Raw genomic sequence first — 18,144 nt, 5'->3', positions numbered from 1 at the left:
TACAACTATTCGGCGATCAGCCAATCCATCTGCCACCCACCCTGGGTTTGCCCAAGCTGCTTGGACAACCACGGCAGCAGCTCACGCAATTCCTCCTCCAAACCCCACGGCGGATTGGCAATCGCCAAACCCGAGCCCGTCAGGGTGTTCGGCGTGTCCAACGGATGCACCAGCAATTCCACTCGCAGCAACTTCGGCGCGCCGGTGCCGGCCAGGTCCTGGTAGAAGCGACGCAGCATGCGCTGGTCTTTCACCGGGTACCAGATCGCGGCCACGGTCTGGCGCATCCGGCTCACGGCTTCCTTGAGGGACGCAGCGCAGCGTTGCATCTCGTCGAGCTTTTCGAACGGCGGGTCAATCAGCATCAACGCGCGCTTTTCCGGCACCGGCAGCAGCGCCCGTGGTACGTGCCAGCCTTCGCCAAGGTGGACTTTCACCCGACGGTCGCCCTTCATGTTGTCCTTGAGCAGCAGGCCGTCTTCCGGGTGTTTCTCGTTGAGCAACACGCGGTCCTGGGGCCGCGTCAGGCGCCGTGCCAGCTCCGGCGAGCCCGGGTAGTAGCGCAACTCGCCATCGGGGTTCATCTCGTGCAGCACGCGCATGTAATCGGCGGTCAGCGGTGGCAGGTCGGCCTGGCCCCACAGGCGTGCGATACCTTCCAGGTACTCACCGGTGCGGTTCGCCTGGTCGCCCTGCAGGTCGTACAGACCGATGCCGGCGTGGGTGTCGAGATAGGCAAACGGCTGCTCCTTGCGCGACATCAGGGCGATGAGGCGGGTCAAGGTCAGGTGTTTGAAGACATCGGCGTGGTTGCCGGCGTGAAAGGCGTGACGATAATTCATGGTTGCTCCTGCGCAGGGGGCGAAGTTTACCTTTTACGCAGGCAAAGGTGCAGGGCTGCGCGTCAGGTGGTGCTTATGCCGCAAACACAGGGGCGCCGCCGAAAATAGTCTAATTGCCGATGCGAAAGCGGATTTATTGTGGCCAGCCACTCTCCATGGAGGTCATAAAAACTCATGAAAGACGCCACCATCGCCCTGCACCACGGCTTCAAGTCGGACCCGACCACCAAGGCCGTCGCCGTGCCGATCTACCAGAACGTCGCCTTCGAATTCGATAACGCCCAGCACGGCGCCGACCTGTTCAACCTCGACGTACCGGGCAATATCTACACGCGCATCATGAACCCCACCAACGACGTGCTGGAGCAACGCATCGCGGCGCTGGAAGGCGGCATCGCGGCCCTGGCCGTGTCGGCCGGCAGCGCGGCGATCCACTACGCAATCCAGACCCTGACCCGTGCCGGCGACAATATCGTCACCACGCCGCAGCTGTACGGCGGCACCTACACCCTGTTCGCCCACTTGCTGCCGAGCTTTGGCGTCGACGTACGTTTTGCCCGTGACGACAGCGCCGAAGCCATCGCCGAGCTGATCGATGACAACACCAAGTTGGTGTACTGCGAAAGCATCGGCAACCCGGCGGGCAACATCATCGACCTCGAGGCCCTGGCCAACGTCGCCCACGCCCGAGGCGTGCCGCTGATGGTGGATAACACCGTGGCCACTCCGATCCTGTGCAAACCTATCCAGTTCGGCGCGGATATCGTCGTGCATTCGGTGACCAAATACGTGGGCGGGCACGGCAACTCGCTGGGTGGCGTGATCGTCGACAGCGGCACCTTCCCCTGGACCCAATACCCGGAGAAATTCCCCGGGCTCAACCAGCCCGAGCCGGCCTATCACGGGGTGGTCTATACCGAAAAATTCGGCCCTGCCGCGTTCATCGCCCGAGCCCGGACGGTGCCACTACGCAATACCGGCGCGGCACTGGCGCCGATGAATGCGTTCCTGCTGCTGCAAGGTTTGGAGACCCTGGCCTTGCGCATGGAGCGCCACACCGAGAACGCGCTGAAGATTGCCCATTTCCTGCAAGACCACGAACAGGTGGAATGGGTCAGCTATGCTGGCCTGCCGGATCACCCACACCATCATCTGGCGCAGAAATACATGCAGGGCAAACCGTCGGCCATTCTGTCCTTCGGCCTGAAGGGCGGCTACGAGGCCGGCGTGCGTTTCTATGACGCACTGCAAATCTTCAAACGCCTGGTGAACATCGGCGACGCCAAATCCCTGGCCTGCCACCCGGCGTCCACCACCCATCGCCAGATGAATGAACAGGAGCAGGCGAAGGCCGGGGTGAAGCCGGAGATGATTCGCCTGTCGGTGGGCATCGAAGCCATTGAAGACCTGATCGAGGACCTGCAGCAGTCCCTGGCTTCAACCCAACTCTGAGACCAGCCACGCGGCCAGCGCCTGATGACTGACATCCGGCCTGCGCACAAAGTGAGCGACCTTGTGTTTCAAGGTCGCCAGCGCTAACGCGTTGTGCAGGTCCGGGCGCTGTTCTTCCAGCCATTGCAGCAGGTTGTCCACCCGTGTGACGCTCGATGGGTCATTCAAGCGTTCGAGAACCTGCGCCGGCACCTGCCACCACGGGCTGGCCCTTGCCGCGCCCGCCACCGTAACCGTCACCTCGTGCTGGCGACCATTGATCCAGTACCGGCTGAACACCGGGAGCAACGCCCGTGCGTCCGGCCCCAATGCCTGCAACACAGGCAGCGTATAGGTCCCGTCCCAGAAGCGAAAAAAAACTGCCTGTCCGTCCGGCAACAGCACCTTGGTCAGGCTGCACAGATGCTCGACAACGACTGGCAAAGGGCAGGACGACACCGCCAGCCAACCCCAATCGGTGCCCTTGCATTCGGCGGCCCACTCCAGAAACGCACTGTCAACGGCAACCACCGCTACGTAGGGCATGACCTCTTCCCACGTTGCATACTCGCTACCGGCCCAGATCGGACTGAGTGCGCCCCCATCGGTACGGCGCCACGCCAGGAGCGGCTTGCTGTCACTGGCATTGCCCAGCACCGCAAACACCTGCTCACCCGCCTGCAAGGGCGCTGACTCAAGCCACTGCCCGGGCGAGATCACGGTGCACCTCCCACCTGTGATGTGCTGCGGTGCAGAGGCGTATTACACACGCCATTCCTGCAGCGCTCGCACTCTTCGCAAAAGGGCGCACTGCGTTTCAGGCTCGACACCTGTACGGCACTTAACGGCGCGGGTATCACCGCCAGCAACGTTTCCTGCAACCCCGGCATCAACGGCACTCCCGCCGGTGCTGGCGCGCCCCCAAGCTGGATCTCTGTGCTGCTGAAAATCCCGCCCGCCGACACGTTGATCCACTGCCCTCCAGCCTGGAGCGTCACGCTGGCACCCCCATCGATAACAACGCTTTGCCCTGCGCCGATGTGAACGGTCATCCCGGCACGCACTTGCTGCGAGCCGGCGATCATCAGGTGATCGTCCTGCTTGAGTTCGGTCAGGCGGTTGCCGTGGGTGGTACGCTGTTCTTCGCCCTGAAGCTCGTGGCGATCGAGGCCTTTGACGATCACGCTGCGTTGATGGTCGACCTGCACGTGCTGGTCGTGGAGTACATGCTGGGTCCAGTTACGCTGGGCGCGCAGGTAGATTTCCTCGGCGCCCTTGCGGTCCTCGATCCGCAGCTCGTTGTAGCCACCGCCGCCGGGGCTGGTCTGGCTGCGGAAGATGCTGCGGGTCTTGTCGGCCGGCAGGTCCAGCGGCACCGGCGTCGCCGCATTGGCCAGGCAACCGACCACCAGCGGCGTGTCGGCATCGCCGTCGACGAAACCCACCAGCACCTCCATGCCCACCCGCGGAATCAACACCGTGCCGTAATGCTCATGAGCCCACCCGGTGGCCACCCGCAGCCAGCAGCTGGAATGCTCGTTGTTTGCACCCGCGCGGTCCCAGGCCAGTTGCACCTTGACCCGACCGTACTCGTCGCAATGAATTTCGCTGCCGGCCGGCCCGGTCACCACGGCGTTCTGGTAGCCCGACATGGGTGGCCGCGGCGCCAGCAGCGGTGTTCGAAACGGTACATCCCATGGCGTTACAACAAAGTCATTGCTATAGCCTTGAGAGTACTCATCGCCCATGACGCCAGGGGCCGACTCCTCCAGCACCTGGGGCTGGCGCCCCACATGCGTCACCTGGGTGACCAGCCACAAATCATTCCACGCCTGACGAGGGTGCCCGGCCATCTTCAGGAACCGCCCGCTGAGCAGAGCCGGCTGATCGCTATGACCACTGGCCTGGCGAAAGTCGCTGCGATGGCGCTCCAACATGCGTTGCGCCAGGTACTTGCCGTGGACGCGATCCGTAAAGTGGCCGGGATAGACTTGCTCTTCCAGGGCAGGACGCTGGCCGCCAGATGCCACGCTTTCCAGCGTCAGGCGGGGCTTTTTGAAGTCGTAGTCCCGCAGGCTCACGCCGGTGGTGCGGGTCTTCAGCCCCACGATAAAACGCTTGATCACCGGCGTATCGGCAACCATCCCGGAACCCGCAGCGTACTGAGTGGGCAGATCAGGCTGGGCGAACACCGTCTGGTCATCACCAAACACCAGAAGATGGCGCTCGGGATGGTGCTGGAAGTGGTAGTGAATGCCCGACTCGGCACACAAGCGCTGAATGAACGCCAGATCGGTTTCGCCGAACTGAACGCAGTACTCACGCTCGGGATACACCCCGCTCAATTGAAAGGAGAAGGCATCACCCTGGATGCCCTGCCCTTCCAATACCCGAGCAATGATCTGCGGCACCGTCCTGTCCTGGAAAATCCGCTGGTGAGTACTGTGCTCCAGATAAGCCAGCTGCGGCACCACCGTGATCTGGTAACGGGTCAGGCGCGCGCCCGAATCGCCTTGAGCCACCCGGTAGACCTGGCCATGAATACCATGGCCGTGGGCATCGAACCCCAGGAAAGCCTGGCGGTGCATCAGGCCTTCCAGATCCAGGTCGGACTGTTCGCTGACCAGTTCAAGGTCAAAACGATAAGGAAGGCTGATGAACTCTTCACCCATGAACTCAAGGACCTTGAGATCACTGGGCACGCCGTCGAGGGTCAGGGTAAAGGCACTTTGATTGGCAGGAGCGAACATCCGGTGTTTCTCTGCAAGTAGTGGGCGGCCGATTCTGCACCAGCTTTTTGCCGAGCTGAGTACGCTGCAGGCAAATCAGTAAATCCCTACATCGCCGGCGCTTTAATCTTCATGTATCAGGCGTCGAAGCCCTACCGCCAGCGTGCTAGCGTATTCGCCCCCCATCGCCCCATGACAATGGAAAAAACATGGCCACCCGCTACGCAAAAATCGTCCTGACCCTTGCCCTGGCAGCCTTCGCCACACTCGTCGCCTTCAGCAACATCACCGACTACGGCTCCAACTTTGCCTTCGTCAAACATGTGCTGAGTATGGACACCACCTTTCCCGGCAACGCCGCGATGTATCGTTCCATCACCACCCCATGGCTGTGGCACGGCGCGTATTGGCTGATCATTGCGGGTGAAGCACTGACGGCCGTGTTGCTGGCACGAGGCGCGCTGGCCTTGTGGCGGGCTCGTCGTGCCACCGGCACCGAATTCAACCGCGCAAAGAAATGCGCAGTCGTGGGCCTGACCCTAGGTTTTGTCGTGTGGTTCTTCGGCTTTATGGTGATCGGTGGCGAGTGGTTCCTGATGTGGCAGTCCCATCAATGGAACGGCCAGGAAGCGGCCTTCAAGTTTTATATGGCGATCCTGGGCGTGCTGATTTTCCTGAATCAGCCGGACACCGAGCGCGACTGAATCTCGCCCATAAAAAACGGCCCGCAGGCGGGCCGTTTTCAATTCCGCGGGCATTCAAGCCCCCGCCGATTACTTGTTGAGGTTGTAATCCGCCTCGGCGGCATCAAACCGCTGGAGCATGCCAGCCGTCGGCGCGCCCAGCTTGCTCACGAAGTAGATCGCCAGGCTCGCGAAGATGAAGCCCGGGATGATTTCGTACAGGCCGAACAGACTGAAGTGTTTCCACACGATCACGGTGATCGCGCCCACCAGGATGCCGGCCAGTGCGCCATTACGCGTCATGCCTTTCCAGAGCACGGAGATCAGCACCACAGGGCCGAACGCAGCGCCGAAGCCTGCCCAGGCGTAGCTCACCAGGCTAAGTACACGGTTTTCCGGGTTGGCCGCCAGGGCGATGGCGATCAACGCCACCAACAGCACCATGGCGCGACCGACCCACACCAGCTCAAGCTGGGAGGCGTTTTTGCGCAGGAAGGTTTTGTAGAAGTCTTCGGTCAGGGCGCTGGAGCACACCAGTAACTGGCAGCTCAAGGTGCTCATTACCGCGGCCAGGATGGCCGACAGCAACACACCGGCGATCCATGGATTGAACAGCAACTTGGCCAGTTCGATGAACACACGCTCGTGGTTCTCGGTCACGGGACCGGCCACTTCCGGGTGCGCCGAGAAGTAGGCGATACCGAAGAAGCCTACCGCCACGGTGCCGCCCAGGCACAGGATCATCCAGGTCATGGAGATGCGACGCGCCTTGGCAATCGACTTCACCGAGTCCGCCGCCATGAAGCGCGCAAGGATGTGCGGCTGGCCGAAGTAACCCAGGCCCCAGCCCATCAGCGAAATGATGCCGATGAAGGTGGTGTTTTTCAGCATGTTGAAGTTGTCAGGGTTTTGCGCTTCGATCGCCAGGAACGTGGTGTCGACGCCACCGGTGGCCAGCAGCACGATGATCGGCGTGAGCAGCAGGGCGAAGATCATCAGCGTGGCTTGTACGGTGTCCGTCCAGCTGACGGCCAGGAAACCACCGACGAAGGTGTAGGCGATGGTCGCTGCAGCACCGGCCCACAGCGCCGTCTCGTAGGACATGCCGAAGGTGCTTTCAAACAGACGGGCGCCGGCAACGATGCCGGAAGCGCAGTAGATGGTGAAGAACACCAGAATCACCACCGCAGAGATGATCCGTAGCAGGCCGCTTTTATCTTCGAAGCGGCTGGAAAAGTAATCCGGCAGGGTCAGGGCGTCGCCGTTGTGCTCGGTCTGCACCCGCAGGCGGCCGGCTACAAACAGCCAGTTCAGGTAAGCACCGACGATCAGGCCGATGGCGATCCAGCTTTCCGACAGGCCAGACATGTAGATCGCGCCGGGCAAGCCCATCAGCAACCAGCCGCTCATGTCCGAGGCGCCGGCCGAGAGCGCGGTGACCACGCTGCCGAGGCTGCGACCGCCCAGAATATAGTCGGAAAGGTTGTTGGTGGAGCGATAGGCCATAAGGCCGATCAGCACCATGACAGCGATATAGATCACAAATGTGATCAGGGTAGGATTACTTACAGTCATTGGGTTACGCCCTGGCTTTGTTTTTATGTAGCGGCGGTCTGTCAGAACGGCCACCCACTCGCAAGTGGATAGACGACGCCTGGAGCCGCGCATTTAGGACTGACGTTTCCCCAGGAAAGCCATCAGCCGATGAACCTTCCGTAAGACGGTTGCACCTTGGGCGCGAATGCTATTCAACAAAGCAAATAAGGTGCAACCAGTTTCTTGAGAATAAGTTGCACCCTGATGTGTTTTGCGAAAAACACTGTGTTTTTGCTCCTTTTCGGAGCAAGCACAGCCAAAGTCAGAAGCAAATGCACCAAGGCGCAGCGGATTCGGCTGCGGTGATAATTTTTCCCGATCGGCATCAAAAAAAATCATGAATAAAAAGGGTTGCACCCGGTTGCACCTCTCTCGACGCAAAGCTAATCTTGCCGCCAGCTGATGCCACGCAGTAGTGGCACCCATGAGGATAAAAAGATGGCTACGACCACCCTTGGGGTCAAACTTGACGACCCGACCCGCGAGCGCCTGAAGGCGGCCGCGACCTCCATTGATCGCACGCCGCACTGGCTGATCAAGCAGGCGATTTTCAATTACCTGGAGAAACTCGAGGGTGGTGCAACCCTGGCCGAGCTCAACGGCCTGAGCAGCAAAGACGCGGAAGATGCCGGCGAGGTCCAGACCGACCACGCTCACCAGTGCTTCCTGGAGTTCGCCGAGAGCATCCTGCCGCAATCGGTACTGCGCGCTTCGATCACCGCCGCCTACCGTCGCCCGGAACCGGAAGTGGTACCGATGCTGATCGAGCAGGCACGTCTGCCAGCGGCAATGGCCGAAGCCACCCACAAGCTCGCCTCTTCGATCGCCGAGAAACTGCGCAATCAGAAAAGCGCCGGCGGCCGTGCAGGCATCGTCCAGGGCCTGCTGCAAGAATTCTCTCTTTCGTCCCAGGAAGGTGTAGCGCTGATGTGCCTCGCCGAAGCGCTGCTGCGCATCCCGGACAAGGGCACCCGCGACGCGCTGATCCGCGACAAGATCAGCACCGGCAACTGGCACCCGCACCTGGGCAACAGCCCGTCGCTGTTCGTCAACGCCGCCACCTGGGGCCTGCTGCTGACCGGTAAACTGGTCGCCACCCACAACGAAGCCGGCCTGACATCGTCCCTGAGCCGCATCATCGGCAAGAGCGGCGAGCCGATGATCCGCAAGGGCGTCGACATGGCCATGCGCCTGATGGGCGAGCAGTTCGTCACCGGCGAAACCATCGCCGAAGCCCTGGCCAATGCGAGCAAGTTCGAAGCCAAGGGCTTCCGCTACTCCTACGACATGCTCGGTGAAGCCGCACTCACCGAACACGACGCCCAGAAGTACCTGGCCTCGTACGAACAAGCCATCCACTCGATCGGCAAAGCCTCTCACGGTCGCGGGATTTATGAAGGCCCGGGCATTTCCATCAAACTCTCGGCCCTGCACCCGCGTTACAGCCGTGCGCAGTACGAGCGCGTGATGGACGAGCTGTACCCGCGCCTGTTGTCCCTGACGTTGCTGGCCAAGCAATACGACATCGGCCTGAACATCGACGCCGAAGAAGCCGACCGCCTGGAGCTGTCCCTCGACCTGCTGGAACGCCTGTGCTTCGAACCGCAACTGACCGGCTGGAACGGCATCGGCTTCGTGATTCAGGCTTACCAGAAGCGTTGCCCATACGTGATCGACTACGTCATCGACCTGGCACGCCGCAGCCGCCACCGCCTGATGATCCGCCTGGTAAAAGGCGCGTACTGGGACAGCGAAATCAAACGCGCCCAGGTCGAAGGCCTGGAAGGCTACCCGGTGTACACCCGCAAGGTGTACACCGACGTTTCCTACATTGCCTGCGCACGCAAACTGCTCTCCGTTCCGGAAGTTATCTACCCGCAGTTCGCCACCCACAACGCCCACACACTGTCGGCGATTTACCACATCGCGGGTCAGAACTATTACCCCGGCCAGTACGAGTTCCAATGCCTGCACGGCATGGGTGAACCACTGTACGAGCAGGTTGTAGGCAAGGTCTCCGAAGGCAAGCTGAACCGTCCGTGCCGTGTGTACGCACCGGTCGGCACCCACGAAACATTGCTGGCTTACCTGGTGCGTCGCCTGCTGGAAAACGGCGCCAACACCTCGTTCGTCAACCGCATCGCCGACCAATCCATCTCAATCCAGGAGCTGGTGGCCGATCCAGTGGCCAGCATCGAGCAGATGGCGACGCTGGAAGGCGGCTTCGGCCTGCCGCACCCGCGTATTCCGCTGCCCCGTGACCTGTATGGTGCCGAGCGCGCCAACTCTGCCGGTATCGACCTGGCCAACGAACACCGCCTGGCGTCGCTGTCCTGCGCCTTGCTGGCCACCGCCCACAACCACTGGAAAGCCGCGCCGATGCTCGGCTGCGTTTCCAGCAACCAAGCGGCTGTGCCGGTGCTGAACCCGTCCGACCTGCGTGACGTGGTCGGCCATGTGCAGGAAGCCACCGTCGAAGACGTCGACAACGCTATCCAATGCGCCCTGAATGCTGCACCGATCTGGCAGGCCACCCCGCCCGCCGAACGCGCCGCGATCCTGGAGCGCGCCGCCGACTTGATGGAAGGCGAGATCCAGCCACTGATGGGCCTGCTGGCCCGTGAAGCCGGCAAGACCTTCGCCAACGCCATCGCCGAAGTGCGTGAAGCCGTGGACTTCCTGCGTTACTACGCGGTGCAGGCCCGTAACGACTTCACCAACGACGCCCACCGCCCGCTGGGCCCGGTGGTGTGCATCAGCCCGTGGAACTTCCCGCTGGCGATCTTCAGTGGCCAGGTCGCCGCTGCACTGGCCGCCGGTAACCCGGTATTGGCCAAGCCGGCCGAGCAAACTCCACTGGTGGCCGCACAAGCCGTGCGCCTGCTGCTGGAAGCCGGGATTCCGGAAGGCGTGCTGCAACTGCTGCCGGGCCAGGGCGAAACCGTCGGCGCCCGCCTGGTGGGTGATGATCGCGTCAAAGGCGTGATGTTCACCGGCTCCACCGAGGTCGCACGTTTGCTGCAACGCAACGTCGCCGGTCGCCTGGATGCACAAGGTCGTCCGATCCCGCTGATCGCCGAAACCGGTGGCCAGAACGCGATGATCGTCGACTCCTCGGCGCTGACCGAACAAGTGGTGATCGACGTAGTGTCCTCGGCCTTCGACAGTGCCGGTCAACGCTGCTCCGCCCTGCGTGTGTTGTGCCTGCAGGAAGATTCCGCTGACCGCGTCATCGAAATGCTCAAAGGTGCCATGGCTGAATGCCGCCTCGGCAACCCGGAACGCCTGTCGGTGGACATCGGCCCGGTGATCGACGCCGAAGCCAAGGCTGGCATCGAGAAACACATCCAGGCCATGCGCGACAAAGGCCGCACCGTTTACCAGGTGGCCATTGCCGATAGCGAAGAGGTCAAGCGTGGCACGTTCGTGATGCCGACCCTGATCGAACTGGAAAGCTTCGACGAGCTGCAACGGGAGATCTTCGGCCCGGTGCTGCACGTGGTGCGCTACAAGCGTAAAGAGATCGACCAACTGATCGGTCAGATCAACGCCTCTGGCTACGGCCTGACCCTGGGCGTGCACACCCGTATCGACGAGACCATCGCCAAGGTGATCGACAACGTCCATGCCGGTAACGTCTACGTGAACCGCAACATCGTGGGGGCCGTGGTCGGCGTGCAACCGTTCGGCGGCGAAGGTTTGTCGGGGACCGGCCCGAAAGCCGGCGGCCCCCTGTACCTGTACCGCCTGCTGTCGACCCGTCCTACGGATGCCATCGAGCAATCCTTCGTTCGCGGCGATGCACTGGCCGCACCGGATGTACGCCTGCGGGATGCCATGAGCAAGCCGCTGACGGCCCTGCAAGCCTGGGCCGACAGCAGCAAGCTCAGTGACTTGAGCGCCCTGTGCGTGCAATTCGCCGCGCAGTCCCAGAGCGGTATCACCCGCCAACTGGCCGGCCCCACCGGCGAGCGCAACAGCTACGCCATCCTGCCCCGCGAGCACGTGTTGTGCCTGGCGGATGCGGAAGGCGACCTGCTGACCCAACTGGCCGCCGTACTGGCAGTCGGCAGCTCGGCGGTATGGCCGGACACTGAATTGACCAAGGCCGTGTTCGCACGCTTGCCGAAGGAGCTTCAGGCGAAGATCAAGCTGGTGGCTGACTGGACCAAGGATGAAACCGTGTTTGATGCCGTGCTGCATCATGGCGATTCCGACCAACTGCGCGGGGTTTGCCAGCAAGTGGCCAAGCGTGGCGGGGCGATTGTCGGGGTTCACGGCTTGTCTTCGGGGGAAACCGGGATTGCCCTGGAGCGCCTGGTGATCGAGCGCGCGCTGAGCGTCAACACCGCGGCGGCGGGTGGTAACGCCAGCCTGATGACGATCGGCTAACTGACGGAACGCGGTCAAAATGTGGGAGCGGGCTTGTGTGGGAGCTGGCTTGCCTGCGATGGCATCACCTCGGTGTATCTGACACATCGAGGTGCCTGCATCGCGGGCAAGCCCGGCTCCCACAAAAGCTCCCACACTGACCGTATTTGCAACTCACCGCTGTTGTTTGGCCCCTCCATCACCCAGATCAATCTTGCTATCCAGCCTCTATTTGCGCACTTAGACTCAGGCCCATTCCCACAGAGGTAAGCCGCCATGTCCGAGACGCTGCTCAGTTCCCGCAATCTGGCTTTCGAGCTGTACGAAGTCCTCGATGCCGAGGGCCTGACCCAGCGCGAGCGGTTTGCCGAACACAACCGCGAAACCTTCGACGCCGCCATCGGCACCGCCCGTAGCATTGCCGAGAAGTTCTTCGCCCCCCACAACCGCAAGGGCGACGAGAACGAACCGCGCTACGAGAACGGTCAGGCGATTCTGATCCCTGAAGTGAAACCGGCCGTGGATGCCTTCCTTGAAGCCGGCTTCCTTAACGCCGCCCGCAGTTTCGAAGCCGGTGGCATGCAGTTGCCAACCCTGCTCTCCCAAGCCTGTTTCGCGCACTTCCAGTCAGCCAACGCCGCGTCCACGTCCTACCCGTTCCTGACCATGGGCGCCGCCAACCTGATCGAGAGCTTCGGCACTGAGGAGCAGAAACAACGCTTCCTGCAACCCATGATCGAAGGGCGCTTCTTCGGCACCATGGCCCTGACCGAGCCCCATGCAGGCTCATCGCTGTCGGATATTCGTACCCGCGCAGAGCCGGCGGCTGACGGCAGCTATCGCCTCAAGGGCAACAAGATCTTCATCTCCGGCGGCGATCACCCGCTGTCGGAGAACATCGTGCACATGGTGCTGGCCAAACTGCCGGACGCCCCCGCCGGGGTGAAGGGCATTTCGCTGTTTATCGTGCCCAAGTTCCTGGTCAACGACGATGGCAGCCTGGGCAAACGCAATGATGTGTTGCTGGCCGGGCTGTTTCACAAGATGGGCTGGCGCGGCACCACCTCGACCGCGCTGAATTTCGGCGATAACGGTGAGTGTGTCGGCTATCTGGTGGGCAAGCCGCATCAGGGCCTGAGCTGCATGTTCCAGATGATGAACGAAGCGCGGATCGGCGTGGGCATGGGCGCAGTGATGCTCGGCTACGCCGGCTACCTGTATTCCCTGGAGTACGCCCGGGAACGCCCCCAAGGCCGCCTGCCCGACAGCAAAGACCCGAACACCGCGCCGGTGTCGATCATCCAGCACGCCGATATCAAGCGCATGCTATTGACGCAAAAAGCCTACGTGGAAGGCGCTTTCGACCTCGGCCTGTACGCGGCGCGGCTGTTCGACGACACCACGACCCTGGAAACCGACGCCGCACGCAAACAGGCCCACGAACTGCTGGACCTGTTGACGCCCATCGTCAAATCCTGGCCGTCGGAGTTTTGCCTGAAGGCCAACGAACTGGCGATCCAGATCCTCGGCGGCCACGGCTACACCCGCGAATACCCGGTCGAACAGTACTACCGCGACAACCGTCTGAACCCGATCCATGAAGGCACCCACGGCATCCAGTCACTGGACTTGCTCGGGCGCAAACTGGCGCAGAGCGGCGGCGCGGGCTTGAAACAATTGATTCGCCTGATCGCCGAGACCGGCGCGCGGGCACAGGAATACCCGTCGCTGACCGCCTTACGGGAACCGCTGGAACAATTGGTAGCGCGCCTGCAAAGCGTCACCCTCGGCCTGCTGACGGATCTCGCCCAGGGCAAGGTCAACAGCAGCCTGGCGAATTCGGCGCTGTACCTGAAAGTGTTTGGGCATACGGTGATTGGCTGGCGCTGGCTGGAGCAAGCGATTCGCGCCGAGGAAGGGCTGGCCAAAGGCAATGCGGCCGATGTCGCCTTCTATAAGGGCAAGCTCCAGGCCGCCCGGTACTTCCTGACGTGGGAAATACCGGGCTGCCATCATGAACTGGCGATTCTCGAGGCACGCGATGACACGTGCCTGGGGATGCAGGATGAGTGGTTCTAAGGCGTTCCGATCGCCTTGGAAATCACCTCGACCGTGGCGCTGACTTGCTCTTGGTAACGGTCGAGTTCCTGCTGGTGATGCTTTTGCATTTCGATCTGCTCGGCGCACAGGTTCAGCGCCGCCAGCACCAATAGCTTGTCACCGATCAGTGTCGGGTACTTTTTCTTGGTGGTGGCCAGGGATGCCTTGAGCATCGTCACGGCGCTCATCAGGGTGTTGTCTTCCCCCTCCGGCGCCTTGATCGAGTAATCCTCACCGAGAATCGAAACGACCTTTATCCCTTCACTCATGCGCTCACAGGACCCGCGCTCACACGCTCAACCAACGCCTGGATACGGGCAGCGGTGGCGCCCTGCTTTTCTTCCTGCTCCATCAGGTTCAGCTGCAAGCTGTCGTTTTCATCCTTGGCGCGAGCCAGTTCGGCCTTGAGGGATTCGTTGGTGCCCAACAGATCCTGGTTCTGCTGTACCAGGTCGCTGACCAGTTGTTCCAATTGGCTGAGGGATGCTTCTAACATTTTGATTTCTCGGGCTTTTTCAAAGGGCGGTGACGATAAAGAAAATTCACCTCGGATGCCAGGGTTATCCCTGGCGCGGGGCCTTGATTTCATGGGGCAGGCCACGCGTTGGAGCCTTAGTGACTGCATTTATGCCATCTGGTTCCTGAATCCCGTCGGCCCGTCCAACTCTGCGACAAAAGCGCGCACCCCCTCAAGACTTTAGTCGTATGACCGATAGGTCATGGACACCCTGCCAAAACCCCGCATGGATCGCGCTTCTCCCCAGGATCACAGCATGTCTCTTCGTAATATGAATATCGCGCCGCGGGCCTTCCTCGGCTTTGCGTTGATTGGCGCGCTGATGTTGTTTCTCGGTGTGTTCGCGTTGAACCAGATGAGCAAGATTCGCGCGGCAACGGAAGACATCACCCTGAGCAGCGTGCCGAGCATTCGCGCCCTGGACGAATTCACCCAGTTGACCCTGCGCCTGCGAGTGCTGTCCTATCGCCTGCTGACCAACCGCGAACCCGACGTTCAGCAAAAGACCCTGGAATCGTTTGACGTGCGCAATCAGCAGATTCGTACCGCCCAGGCGGTCTACGAGAAGTTGATCGAAAGCCCTGAAGAGCGCAGCACCTACGACGAGTACGTGCGCCTGCTGGGCCAGTACCACCAGATCGAAGAACGCATGAAGAGCCTGTCCCGGGCCAATCAGGTGGAAGAGTTGCGCACGCTGCTCAACACCGAGTTGCTGAACAATTCCGATCAGGTCAACGCCATACTGTCCCGTCTGCTGGACATCAATAGCAAGATGGCCCTGGCCACCAACCAGCAAGCCGCCGACCAGTACGACATGGCCTTTGAGCTGGTGGTGGTCCTGCTGATCCTGGCCACGGCACTGACCATGCTGTTCGCCTGGCTGCTGACCCGTAGCATCACCCAGCCGATTGCCCAGGCCCTGGATGCCGCCGAGGAAATCGCCGAAGGCAACCTGACGCGCCCGATCAAGGTCGAAGGCAACGACGAAGCCGGCCGCCTGCTATTGGCGATGGCCAAGATGCAGGACAAGCTGAAAGACACCCTGCAGCGTATCGCCGGTTCGGCCACCCAGCTGGCTTCCGCCGCCGAAGAGCTGAACGCCGTAACCGACGAAAGCGCCCGCGGCCTGACCCAGCAAAACAACGAAATCGAACAGGCCGCCACGGCCGTCAACGAGATGACCAGCGCGGTTGAAGAAGTGGCCCGCAACGCGGTCAGCACCTCCGAAGCCTCGAAAAACGCTACCTCGTCTGCGGGCGATGGCCGTGACCTGGTGCAGGAAACCGTCAGCGCCATCGAGCGCATGAGCAGCGATGTGCAAGCCACCGCGACCCTGATCGGCAACCTGGCGGAGGAGTCCCGGGACATCGGCAAGGTGCTGGACGTGATTCGCGGCCTGGCCGACCAGACCAACCTGCTGGCCCTGAACGCGGCGATTGAAGCGGCGCGCGCCGGTGAAGCCGGGCGTGGTTTTGCGGTAGTGGCCGATGAAGTGCGGGCCCTGGCCCATCGTACCCAGCAGTCCACCAGCGAGATCGAGCGGATGATCGGCAGCATTCAGGCCGGTACCGAGCATGCCGTGGATTCGATGCGCAACAGCACCGAGCGGGCGGAGTCGACGTTGAACATCGCCAAAGGTGCGGGGATGTCGCTGGACACCATCAATACCGCCATCGTCGAAATCAACGAACGCAACCTGGTGATCGCCAGTGCCGCTGAAGAGCAGGCACAGGTAGCGCGGGAAGTGGACCGCAACCTGGTGAATATTCGTGATTTGTCGGTGCAATCGGCCACCGGCGCCAGCCAGACCAGTGCGGCGAGCAGTGAGCTGTCGCGCCTGGCGGTGGATCTGAACGGGATGGTGGGGCGGTTCAGGCTTTAACTGACACCGGCGATCCCTTGTGGGAGCTGGCTTGCCTGCGATAGCAATCTGACAGCCACGATCTCCAGTGACTGACACACCGCAATCGCAGGCAAGCCAGCTCCCACATTTGACCGATGTACATCCCCAACACCTTTTTTGACAGCACCGCAATTCAACAGGTTAGAATCGCTGGCACGCAGACTGCATGGTCAGTTTGCGCCTCGCCTTACCTACTCATGGAGTACTGCCTTTGAATGCGACGACCATCAACAGCCTGTTCTTGATCGGCGCGTTGCTGGTAGGTGCGAGCATTCTGGTGAGTTCTCTTTCGTCCCGCTTAGGGATTCCGATTCTGGTAATTATCCTGGCCGTGGGCATGCTCGCCGGCGTCGACGGCGGCGGCATCATCTTCGATAACTACCCCACCGCCTACCTCGTGGGCAACCTTGCCCTCGCCGTGATCCTGCTCGATGGCGGCTTGCGAACGCGGGTAGCCAGTTTCCGCGTGGCCCTCTGGCCCGCGCTGTCATTGGCGACGGTCGGGGTGCTGATCACCACCGGGCTCACCGGCATGGCGGCCGCCTGGCTGTTCAACCTCAATATCATTCAAGGCTTGCTGATCGGTGCCATCGTCGGCTCCACGGACGCCGCCGCGGTATTCTCGCTGCTGGGTGGCAAAGGCCTGAACGAACGGGTCAGCGCCAGCCTGGAAATCGAGTCCGGCAGCAACGACCCGATGGCGGTGTTCCTCACCGTCACCCTGATCGACATGCTCGCCAGCGGCCAGACCGGCCTGCACTGGAGCCTGTTGGGCCACCTGATCCGCGAGTTCGGCATCGGCGGCTTCATCGGCCTGGGCGGCGGCTGGCTGATGCTGCAGCTGGTCAACCGGATCAACCTGGCCAACGGCCTGTACCCGATCCTGGTGATTGCCGGCGGCCTGGTGGTGTTCGCCCTGACGAACGCCTTGCATGGCAGCGGCTTCCTCGCGGTGTACCTGTGCGGCCTGGTGCTCGGCAACCGCCCGGTGCGCAGCCGTCATGGCATTTTGCATATGCTCGACGGCATGGCCTGGCTCGCACAGATCGGCATGTTCCTGGTGCTGGGCCTGCTGGTCACGCCCCATGATTTGCTGCCCATCGCGCTGCCCGCCCTGGGCCTGGCGCTGTGGATGATCCTGTTTGCACGGCCGCTGTCGGTGATGGTCGGCCTGCTGCCGTTCAAGGCCTTCCATGGCCGAGAGAAAGCCTTTATTGCCTGGGTCGGCCTGCGCGGCGCGGTGCCGATCATTCTGGCGGTGTTCCCGCTGATGGCCGGCCTGCCCCATGCCCAGCTGTACTTCAACCTGGCGTTCTTTATCGTGCTGGTGTCGTTACTGGTGCAGGGCACAAGCCTGCCGTGGGTCGCCAAGCTGTTGAAAGTGACGGTACCGCCGGAGCCCGCGCCGATTTCCCGGGCGGCCCTGGAAGTGCACGTCACCAGCGAGTGGGAGCTGTTCGTCTACCGCCTGGGCGCCGAGAAATGGTGCATCGGCGCGGCCCTGCGGGAGCTGAAAATGCCTGAAGGCACGCGGATCGCAGCACTGTTTCGCGGCCAGCAACTGCTCCATCCGTCGGGTAGTACGGTGCTGGAAGTCGACGATTTGCTCTGTGTGATCGGCCATGAACACAACCTGCCGGCCCTCGGCAAGCTGTTCAGCCAGGCACCGCAACGGGGCCTCGACCTGCGCTTCTTCGGTGACTTCGTACTGGAAGGCGACGCCCAGCTGGGCGCGGTGTCGGCGTTGTACGGGCTCAAGCTCGAAGGCATCGACCCGGACATGCCGCTGAGCCGCTTCATCACCCAGAAAGTCGGCGGTGCGCCCGTGGTGGGCGATCAGGTGGAATGGAACAACACCATCTGGACCGTCGCGGTCATGGACGGGAACAAGATCGGCAAAGTCGGCGTCAGATTCCCCGAAGGAAGTCGCCCGGGCCCCGGGCTCTTCCTCTAAACTGCGGGGCGACGGCGC

The 18,144-nt window shown here is 61.9% G+C and carries 13 protein-coding genes; 6 read left to right on the top strand and 7 right to left on the bottom strand.

Going from position 1 to position 18,144, the window contains the following annotated elements; translation table 11 throughout:
• Positions 1 to 5: 5 nt before the first annotated feature.
• Positions 6 to 842, bottom strand: coding sequence for a 23S rRNA (adenine(2030)-N(6))-methyltransferase RlmJ (locus HX855_RS10650; RefSeq protein WP_076015494.1), 837 nt, complete (start codon positions 840 to 842; stop codon positions 6 to 8).
• A gap of 174 nt (positions 843 to 1,016) precedes the next feature.
• On the opposite strand from HX855_RS10650, the gene HX855_RS10645 reads away from it, so the two are divergent.
• On the top strand, positions 1,017 to 2,294 hold the full coding sequence (locus HX855_RS10645; protein ID WP_177086265.1) for an O-acetylhomoserine aminocarboxypropyltransferase/cysteine synthase family protein: 1,278 nt from the start codon (positions 1,017 to 1,019) through the stop codon (positions 2,292 to 2,294).
• On the opposite strand, the gene HX855_RS10640 is transcribed toward HX855_RS10645, so the two are convergent.
• Together HX855_RS10640 and HX855_RS10635 are read right to left on the bottom strand one after the other, a co-directional pair.
• Positions 2,280 to 2,993 carry a DUF4123 domain-containing protein gene (locus tag HX855_RS10640; RefSeq protein WP_309139805.1) on the bottom strand — a complete coding sequence of 238 codons (714 nt, stop codon included), beginning with the start codon at positions 2,991 to 2,993 and terminating at the stop codon, positions 2,280 to 2,282. The genes HX855_RS10645 and HX855_RS10640 overlap by 15 nt on opposite strands.
• On the bottom strand, positions 2,990 to 5,023 hold the full coding sequence (locus HX855_RS10635; protein ID WP_177086263.1) for a type VI secretion system tip protein VgrG: 2,034 nt from the start codon (positions 5,021 to 5,023) through the stop codon (positions 2,990 to 2,992). Before HX855_RS10635 ends, HX855_RS10640 begins: the two co-directional genes overlap by 4 nt.
• A 188-nt stretch (positions 5,024 to 5,211) precedes the next feature.
• On the opposite strand from HX855_RS10635, the gene HX855_RS10630 reads away from it, so the two are divergent.
• Positions 5,212 to 5,706 carry a DUF2165 family protein gene (locus HX855_RS10630; protein WP_177086261.1) on the top strand — a complete coding sequence of 165 codons (495 nt, stop codon included), beginning with the start codon at positions 5,212 to 5,214 and terminating at the stop codon, positions 5,704 to 5,706.
• A 69-nt stretch (positions 5,707 to 5,775) separates the two neighbouring features.
• Here HX855_RS10630 and putP read toward each other — a convergent pair whose 3' ends face one another.
• Both putP and HX855_RS10620 read right to left on the bottom strand, forming a co-directional pair.
• Positions 5,776 to 7,260, bottom strand: a complete 1,485-nt coding sequence (gene putP / locus HX855_RS10625; RefSeq protein WP_177086259.1) for a sodium/proline symporter PutP — start codon at positions 7,258 to 7,260, stop codon at positions 5,776 to 5,778.
• A 93-nt stretch (positions 7,261 to 7,353) separates the two neighbouring features.
• Positions 7,354 to 7,638, bottom strand: coding sequence for a hypothetical protein (locus HX855_RS10620; RefSeq protein WP_177086257.1), 285 nt, complete (start codon positions 7,636 to 7,638; stop codon positions 7,354 to 7,356).
• A gap of 81 nt (positions 7,639 to 7,719) precedes the next feature.
• Here HX855_RS10620 and putA point away from each other — a divergent pair, with 81 nt between their 5' ends.
• Both putA and HX855_RS10610 read left to right on the top strand, forming a co-directional pair.
• A complete protein-coding gene (gene putA / locus HX855_RS10615; RefSeq protein ID WP_177086255.1) occupies positions 7,720 to 11,673 on the top strand; it encodes a trifunctional transcriptional regulator/proline dehydrogenase/L-glutamate gamma-semialdehyde dehydrogenase in 3,954 nt (1,317 codons plus the stop codon).
• Positions 11,674 to 11,928: 255 nt separating this feature from the next.
• Entirely contained in the window at positions 11,929 to 13,731 is a 1,803-nt protein-coding gene (locus HX855_RS10610; RefSeq protein WP_177086253.1) for an acyl-CoA dehydrogenase, read from the top strand.
• On the opposite strand, the gene HX855_RS10605 is transcribed toward HX855_RS10610, so the two are convergent.
• On the bottom strand, positions 13,728 to 14,021 hold the full coding sequence (locus HX855_RS10605) for a cell division protein ZapA (protein WP_177086251.1): 294 nt from the start codon (positions 14,019 to 14,021) through the stop codon (positions 13,728 to 13,730). The two genes, HX855_RS10610 and HX855_RS10605, sit on opposite strands and share 4 nt — an antisense overlap.
• The gene (locus HX855_RS10600) at positions 14,018 to 14,248 is read right to left on the bottom strand and encodes a hypothetical protein (RefSeq protein ID WP_003209413.1); all 231 of its coding nucleotides are present in this window, start codon (positions 14,246 to 14,248) and stop codon (positions 14,018 to 14,020) included. Before HX855_RS10600 ends, HX855_RS10605 begins: the two co-directional genes overlap by 4 nt.
• Before the next feature lie 277 nt (positions 14,249 to 14,525).
• Here HX855_RS10600 and HX855_RS10595 point away from each other — a divergent pair, with 277 nt between their 5' ends.
• Both HX855_RS10595 and HX855_RS10590 read left to right on the top strand, forming a co-directional pair.
• Positions 14,526 to 16,151 carry a methyl-accepting chemotaxis protein gene (locus tag HX855_RS10595; RefSeq protein ID WP_177086248.1) on the top strand — a complete coding sequence of 542 codons (1,626 nt, stop codon included), beginning with the start codon at positions 14,526 to 14,528 and terminating at the stop codon, positions 16,149 to 16,151.
• Between the two features lie 232 nt (positions 16,152 to 16,383).
• Positions 16,384 to 18,126: a potassium/proton antiporter gene (locus HX855_RS10590; protein ID WP_177086246.1), complete on the top strand. Its 1,743-nt coding sequence runs from the start codon at positions 16,384 to 16,386 to the stop codon at positions 18,124 to 18,126.
• Positions 18,127 to 18,144: the final 18 nt, after the last annotated feature.

This window comes from Pseudomonas sp. IPO3778, assembly GCF_013386825.1.
Lineage (GTDB): Bacteria > Pseudomonadota > Gammaproteobacteria > Pseudomonadales > Pseudomonadaceae > Aquipseudomonas.
The sequence above is the reverse complement of the archived record's forward strand: the minus strand, read 5'-3'. Positions and strand labels throughout refer to the sequence as shown.